At 71.2% G+C, this 6980-nt stretch carries 8 protein-coding genes; 5 read left to right on the top strand and 3 right to left on the bottom strand.

Annotated elements, in window-relative coordinates; translation table 11 throughout:
- Positions 1-1129, bottom strand: a 1129-nt coding sequence (locus tag AUV07_RS16665) for a sensor histidine kinase (protein WP_082803036.1), incomplete at its 3' end; no start/stop codon positions are given.
- Between the two features lie 133 nt (positions 1130-1262).
- Here AUV07_RS16665 and AUV07_RS16660 point away from each other — a divergent pair.
- The 5 genes from AUV07_RS16660 (at position 1263) to AUV07_RS16640 (ending at position 5840) form a co-directional block, all read left to right on the top strand.
- Positions 1263-1916, top strand: a complete 654-nt coding sequence (locus tag AUV07_RS16660; RefSeq protein ID WP_062637843.1) for an IMPACT family protein — start codon at positions 1263-1265, stop codon at positions 1914-1916.
- Between the two features lie 65 nt (positions 1917-1981).
- A complete protein-coding gene (locus AUV07_RS16655; protein WP_062637841.1) occupies positions 1982-2899 on the top strand; it encodes a J domain-containing protein in 918 nt (305 codons plus the stop codon).
- Positions 2900-2968: 69 nt separating this feature from the next.
- Positions 2969-3388, top strand: coding sequence for a Fur family transcriptional regulator (locus AUV07_RS16650; protein WP_025102779.1), 420 nt, complete (start codon positions 2969-2971; stop codon positions 3386-3388).
- Between the two features lie 64 nt (positions 3389-3452).
- A complete protein-coding gene (locus tag AUV07_RS16645; RefSeq protein WP_062637838.1) occupies positions 3453-4922 on the top strand; it encodes a catalase in 1470 nt (489 codons plus the stop codon).
- A 117-nt stretch (positions 4923-5039) separates the two neighbouring features.
- Complete coding sequence (locus AUV07_RS16640) at positions 5040-5840, top strand: alpha/beta fold hydrolase (RefSeq protein WP_157524131.1); 801 nt, start codon at positions 5040-5042, stop codon at positions 5838-5840.
- An 88-nt stretch (positions 5841-5928) separates the two neighbouring features.
- Here the strand turns inward: AUV07_RS16640 and msrA are convergent, their stop codons facing one another.
- Together msrA and msrB are read right to left on the bottom strand one after the other, a co-directional pair.
- Positions 5929-6471 carry a peptide-methionine (S)-S-oxide reductase MsrA gene (msrA, locus tag AUV07_RS16635; RefSeq protein ID WP_025102782.1) on the bottom strand — a complete coding sequence of 181 codons (543 nt, stop codon included), beginning with the start codon at positions 6469-6471 and terminating at the stop codon, positions 5929-5931.
- Positions 6468-6935, bottom strand: coding sequence for a peptide-methionine (R)-S-oxide reductase MsrB (msrB, locus tag AUV07_RS16630; protein WP_062637836.1), 468 nt, complete (start codon positions 6933-6935; stop codon positions 6468-6470). The genes msrA and msrB overlap by 4 nt, the downstream gene beginning before the upstream one ends.
- Positions 6936-6980 lie beyond the last annotated feature (45 nt).

Genomic DNA, 6980 nt, shown 5'->3' with positions numbered 1-6980 from the left:
GGCCGTAGCCGCCGCCGGGCCCCGCCGCATCCAGCCGCGACGGGTCGAAGCCGCGACCGTCGTCGACCACGTCCAGCCGCACCGCGTCGCCGGCGTCCGCGAGGGTCACCACGACACGAGTCGCGGCGGCATGGCTGCGCACGTTGGCGAGCGCGGACTGCGCCGTCCGCAGCAGGGCGACCTCCGCGTCGAGGCCGAGTGCGGGCAGATCCTCGTCGGCATGGAAGGTGGCCACGATCCCGGTCTCGGCGGTCAGGCGCTCGAGCATCCGGGCGAGGGCGTCGCTCAGCGCGGAGCCGTCCAGCTCGGCGGGCATGAGGTCGTCGACGATGCGTCGGGCGTCGGCGAGCCCTTCCGCGGCGAGCGCCCCGATCTGCCCGAGCGCCCGATCCCGGCCGTCCTCTTGCTCGGCGGCCGACCGCGCCAGCAGGACGATGGACGACAGGCTCTGGGCGACCGTGTCGTGGATGTCGCGCGACACCCTGGTGCGCTCGGCGGCGGCGCCGGACTCCCGCTGGGTTCGGGCGAGCTCGTCCTGGAGGGCCGCCATCTCCTGCTGCGTCGCGACGAGGGACGCGATGAGTCGCCGCCGCTCCCGCCCGTCACGGACGAGCTCCAGGTAGCCGCGGGAGATCCCGAGGGCGAAGATGCCGCCCACCAGCGGCCCGATCACGTTCGCGTAGGTGGTCGTCCCGGTGTGCAGCAGCGGCGCGACGATGACGACGGCGAGGATGAGGATGCTGAGCTGCACAGCCCACCGCAGTCGCAGCAGGAAGCCGGCGAGCAGCCACAGCGAGAACGCGAGCCACACGAACTCCGGCGACAGCGCCACCGCCCCCAGCCAGATGGCCGTGAGTCCCAGCAGCCAACCGGCGGCGAGTGCCCGGTCGTCCGTGCGGGAGGAGAGCAGGAGCCCGCCGCCGTACCAGCCGAGGAAGGCGAGGGCGGTCGCGAGCAGCCACGGCACCGGGACCCCGTCGGCGAGGGAGCGGACGACGCCGACGACGGTGAGCACGACGGTGATGACGGCCTGGCCGACACGGAGCGACGTGACCAGGCGCCCCCAGGAGCGCGTGCGTCCCGTCCGCCCTCCCGGGTGGTCGGTCTCGGCGGTGTCTCCGGTCGGCATGCTGACATTCTCGTCCGCCGGGCCGGTGTGCGCCTCCATCGTTCGGTCGACCCCGTTCGAATCGCCCGATTGGCGGCATCCGGCCCGGATTTGGGACCAATCAGGCGATTCGAACGGAGGTATCGTGGGGCCGATGTCGACACCGCACCCGTTCCCGGCGACGATCGCGGCAGCCGTCGACCATGAGCTCGTCATCCGCAAGTCGCGCTTCCTCACGCACGTCGCACCGGTGTCGTCGGTGACCGAGGCCGAAGCCGTCATCGCGACGATCCGGAAGCGCGCCTGGGACGCGAACCACAACTGCACCGCGATGGTGACCGGTCTGCACGGGGATCAGGCGCGCTCCTCGGACGACGGCGAGCCCTCCGGAACGGCCGGCGTCCCGATGCTCGAGGTCCTCCGGCGCCGCGGCCTCACGGACGTCGTCGCGGTGGTCACCCGCTACTTCGGCGGGGTGAAGCTGGGGGCGGGCGGCCTCATCCGCGCCTACTCCACAGCGGTGTCCGAGACACTCGACCGCGCCGCCCTCGTCCGCCGCGAGGCGCTCACCCAGGCGACCATCGAGGTCCCGCACGCCGAGGCCGGCCGCTACGACAACCTGCTCCGCGACTGGGCGGCGTCCCACGGGGCCACGCTCGGCACGCCGACCTACGGGGCCTCCGCGCAGCTGGAGCTGTGGGTGCCCGCCGCCGCGCTTCCGCGTCTGGCCGCCGACCTCGCCGCCGCGTCTGGGGGCGCCGTGGCCCCGGTGGCCGGGATCGAGCGGATCGTCGACGTCGCGGACTGAGGCCTCCCGGCGGCCGCACACCGTCCGACGGATATCCTGGACGCCGCGGTCGCGGAAGGAGAGCGATGTTCGACAGTCCGCTCTCGGCCTCGCCGTACGAGATCCTCGGCGTGGATCCGGCCGTCGACGACGCCGAGCTCCGGCGGGCGTATCGGCTGCGACTGCGGCAGACCCACCCCGACACCGGCGGCGACGCGGCCGTGTTCATCCAGGTCCAGCGCGCGTGGGAGCTCATCGGCACCGTGGAGGACCGCGCCGCGTACGATCGCCGCGCGGGCCTGACCGACGACGGCGGCGAATGGAGCGGCTGGCGTCCGCAGACCGTGCGCACCGACACCCGGCCGCGCGCCCGCTCCTACGGACACCCCGGGGGCTGGCGCCGCGAACGCTACCTCTCCCTGATCCGCGAGTGGGCGGGTCACGGGGTCGAGGTCCCCGACCCGTACGCCCCGGCCCTCGTGCGCGCCGCCCCACGGGAGCTCCGGCGGCTGCTCGCCGACGCGCTGGCGGAGGAAGCCACGGCCCGCACGGTCTCCGACCTCGGCATGGGCTTCACGGTCTGGCACGACGTCGCCGCAGGACAGACCCCCGAGGACAAGCTCGACCACGTGGTGCTCAGTCCCTCCGGCCTCTACGGCGTCATGTCCGAGGACTTCGGCGGCGTCGTGGGGTTCCGCCGCGGGGAGATCACCGGCCCGAGCCTCGGCACCCGGGCCCCGGTCACCGCGGCGCTCGCCCGGATGCGCGCGGTGGCGAAGGCCGCGAAGGTGAAGTTCGGCGGGGCGATCGTGGTGCTCCCCGACGACGACCTCGCCCAGGCGGTCACCCCGCTCGGCAGCAACCGCGGGGTCCCGGTCGTGGTGGTGCGTCGCAGCGCGCTGGCGATGGTGCTGCGTCAGGGCGTGCCCGGGGCGCGGGCCATCGGCGGCAACGAGCTGTTCGATATCCGCACCCGGCTGCAGCAGACGGTCCGCTTCGTCTGACGGCGGCGACGCGCCCGGCATCCCGGCATGCTCTTTTGAATCACTCAAAACACGTGTAGAGTCGAGGGCATGGAGACGGAACTCGACTCGGCGTTGCGCGACGCCGGGCTGCGTGCGACTGCGGGCCGCGTCGCCGTTCTCGAGGCTCTCGGCTCCATGGCCCATACGGATGCGGAGCGGGTCTACCGCGCCGTGTCCGACGTGCTTCCGACCACGTCGATCCAGTCGGTGCACAACATCCTCGCGGACCTGACGACGGCGGGTCTCATCCGCCGGATCGAACCGGCAGGCTCCGCGGCGCTGTACGAGCGGCGCATCGACGACAACCACCACCATGTCGTCTGCACCTCCTGCGGTGCGGTCGGCGATGTGGACTGCGTCGTCGGCGAGGCGCCGTGTCTCACCCCGTCCTCGACGGGGGGCTTCACCGTGCAGACAGCTGAAGTCACCTTCTGGGGCCTCTGCCCCAGCTGCCAGAACGCCGCGTAGGCGCATCCACCGATCCCCTCCCCGAGGGTCCGTTCGGCATGTCCGCGCGGAGAAGGAGAAGACCATGACCAACCCCACCGACGCGGGCCGTCCGGCCACGACGACGCAGGCCGGAGCGCCGATCGCGAGCGACACCCACTCGCTGACCGTGGGCCCCGACGGCCCCACCGCGCTGCACGACCACTACCTGGTCGAGAAGCTCGCCTCCTTCAACCGCGAGCGGGTGCCGGAGCGCAACCCGCACGCCAAGGGCGGCGGCGCGTTCGGCGAGTTCGTCGTCACCGAGGACGTCTCGAAGTACACCCGTGCGGCCGTGTTCCAGCCGGGCGCCACCTCGGAGACCCTCCTCCGCTTCTCCTCCGTCGCCGGTGAGCAGGGCTCCCCCGACACCTGGCGCGACGTGCGCGGGTTCTCGCTGCGCTTCTACACGACCGAGGGCAACCTCGACATCGTCGGCAACAACACCCCGACGTTCTTCCTCCGCGACGCCATCAAGTTCCCGGACTTCATCCACTCGCAGAAGCGCCTCGGCGACTCCGGGCTCCGCGACGCCGACATGCAGTGGGACTTCTGGACCCTTTCGCCCGAGACCGCCCACCAGGTGACCTACCTCATGGGCGAGCGCGGCCTGCCCCGCAGCTGGCGTCACATGAACGGCTACGGCTCCCACACCTACTCGTGGATCAACGCCGAGGGCGAGGTGTTCTGGGTCAAGTACCACTTCATCTCTCACCAGGGCGTCGAGGCGATGAGCCCGGAGGAGGCCGAGCAGCTGGCCGGTTCCGACGCGGACCACTACCGTCGCGACCTGTTCCAGTCGATCGCCGCGGGCGACTTCCCGAAGTGGGACCTGTACGTGCAGATCATGCCGTACGACGAGGCCAAGGACTACCGCTTCAACCCGTTCGACCTCACCAAGACGATCTCGAAGAAGGACTACCCGCGCATCAAGGTCGGCACGCTGACCCTGAACCGCAACCCGGAGAACTTCTTCGCGCAGATCGAGCAGGCCGGCTTCGCGCCGGGGAACCAGGTGCCCGGTACCGGCATCTCCCCCGACAAGATGCTCATGGGCCGGATGTTCGCCTACCCGGACGCCCAGCGTCACCGCATCGGCGCGAACTACAACCAGCTGCCGGTCAACCAGCCGCACGCCGCCGAGACCCGCAACTACCAGCACGAGGGCTCGATGCGGTACCAGTACAACGACGCCGCGCACCGCACCTACCAGCCGAACTCCTTCGGGACCCCCGGTGGCCCCGCGGCCGACCCGGCGAAGGGCATCGAGGTGAACTGGTCGGCGGACGGCGAGCTCACCCGCTCCGCCGCGACGCTGCACGCCGAGGACGACGACTTCGGTCAGGCCGGCACGCTGTACCGCGAGGTCTTCGACGGCCCGCAGCGCGCCCGCTTCCTGGAGGTCCTGACCGGTCAGGGCCGCTCGATCACGGTCGACGCCATCCGCGAGCGCTTCTTCCAGTACTGGACGAACGTGGACGCCGAGCTCGGCGCCGCGCTGCGCGACCGCGTCTGACCCGAGACCCCGGGTTCTCCTCGAAACCCCCTCTCCGCGACACGGCGGGGAGGGGGTTTCGGCGTGTAACCGGGGTCTCGGCGCCACGGAAGGGAGGAGTGGGGGGAGGATGGTGGGGTGGCTGTTCCCCTCTCCGACCTCACCGAGATGCCCGACCCGCAGCACGTCTACGCGGCGGACGGCACACGACTGGCGACGTACACGTGGGGGGAGCTCGACGCCCCCGTCGTGGTGACCGTGCACGGCTTCGCCTCGGGCGCGCGCGACAACTGGGTGCTGACCGGCTGGGTGCGCGAGCTGACCAGGGCGGGGTACCGCGTGCTCGCACTCGACCAGCGGGGGCACGGGCAGAGCGACAAGCCGCACGAGTCCGACGCCTACGCCATCCGCAACCTCGTGACCGACGTCGAGACCGTCATGGACACGTACCTCGTCGACGACGCGTTCTACCTCGGCTACTCGCTCGGCGCCCGGGTGGGGTGGGAGGTGGCCCGCGAGCTCCCGCATCGGATCGGCCGGGCGGTCCTGGGTGGGGTCCCCGACGGCATCCCCCTCGCGCGTCTCGACCTCGACCAGGTGCGCGCGTACATCGCGGACGGCACCCCGGTGGAGGACCGCACGACGCAGAACTACATCGCGCTGACCGAGCGGGTGCCAGGGAACGATCTGCGCGCGCTCATCGCCCTGGCCGAGGGACTTCGGGGCTCCGGAACGATCGATCCCGATCCCGCGGACGCCCCGGTCGTGCCGCTGCTGTTCGCGACAGGATCGAAGGACGCGATCATCGAGGGCTCCCGGGCACTGGCGGCCGCGGCTCCCAATGCCCGTTTCGTCGAGCTCCCGAACCGCCACCACTTCAACGCCCCCGGCTCCCGCGACTTCAAAGAGGCCGCGCTCGCCTTCTTCGCCGAGTCCTGACTCCGCCGAGACCCCGTCTACGCGCCGAGACCCCCTCCTACACTCGCGTGCAGGAGGGGGTCTCGGCGGGAAAGCGGGGTCTCGGGGATCAGGCGGTGGCGTCCTCGCGCTTCGGGAGGACCCAGCCGGCGCGGGGGAAGTGACACGTGTAGCCGTTCGGGTACTTGATCAGGTAGTCCTGGTGCTCGGGCTCGGCCTCCCAGAACGGGCCGGCGGGCTCGATCGTCGTGACGGCCTTCCCCGGCCACAGCCCGGAGGCGTCGACGTCGGCGATCGTGTCGCGGGCGACCTGCTCCTGCTCGGGGGTGAGCGGGAAGATCGCCGACCGGTAGCTCGACCCGATGTCGTTGCCCTGACGGTTCAGCGTCGACGGGTCGTGGATCTGGAAGAAGAACGCCAGGATGTCGCGATAGGTCGTCGCACTCGGGTCGAACACGATCTCCACGGCCTCCGCGTGACCGGGGTGGTTGCGGTAGGTCGCGTGGTCGTTCTCCCCGCCGGTGTAGCCCACGCGGGTGTCGATCACGCCGGGCTGGCGGCGGATGAGGTCTTCCATGCCCCAGAAGCAGCCGCCCGCGAGGACGGCCGTCTCGGTCCCGGGAGTGCGGGTGATGGTTCCGGTGTCGGTCATGACTGCTCCTCAGAGGTGTGGGTGGTGAAGAGGGGGCTGTAGCGACCGTACCCCTCCTTCTCGAGATCCTCCGCCGGGATGAAGCGGAGGGCGGCCGAGTTCATGCAGTAGCGGAGGCCGCCCTCGGCGCGGGGCCCGTCGTCGAAGACGTGTCCCAGGTGGCTGTCGGCACCGGACGACCGTGCCTCGGTGCGGGTCATCCACAGCGTGCGGTCGGTCTTCGTGGTCACGGCGTCGGCGTCGATCGGGCGCGTGAAGCTCGGCCAGCCGGTGCCGCTGTCGTACTTGTCCCGGGAGGAGAACAGCGGCTGCCCCGAGACCACGTCGACGTAGATGCCGTCGTCGTGGTTGTTCCAGTAGGCGTTGCGGAAGGGCGGCTCGGTGGCGTCCTGCTGCGTGACCTCGTACTGCAGGTTCGTGAGACCGCTGACGGCCTCGGGGGTCCTGCCGTAGTCGTTCGACATGAGTGGCTCCTTATCCGACGCCGCTGGCTGCGGCGTCACTGAGGA

Origin of the sequence: Microbacterium sp. CH1 (genome assembly GCF_001595495.1) — a bacterium.
Taxonomy (GTDB): domain Bacteria; phylum Actinomycetota; class Actinomycetes; order Actinomycetales; family Microbacteriaceae; genus Microbacterium.
This window is presented reverse-complemented; position numbering and strand designations above follow the sequence as displayed.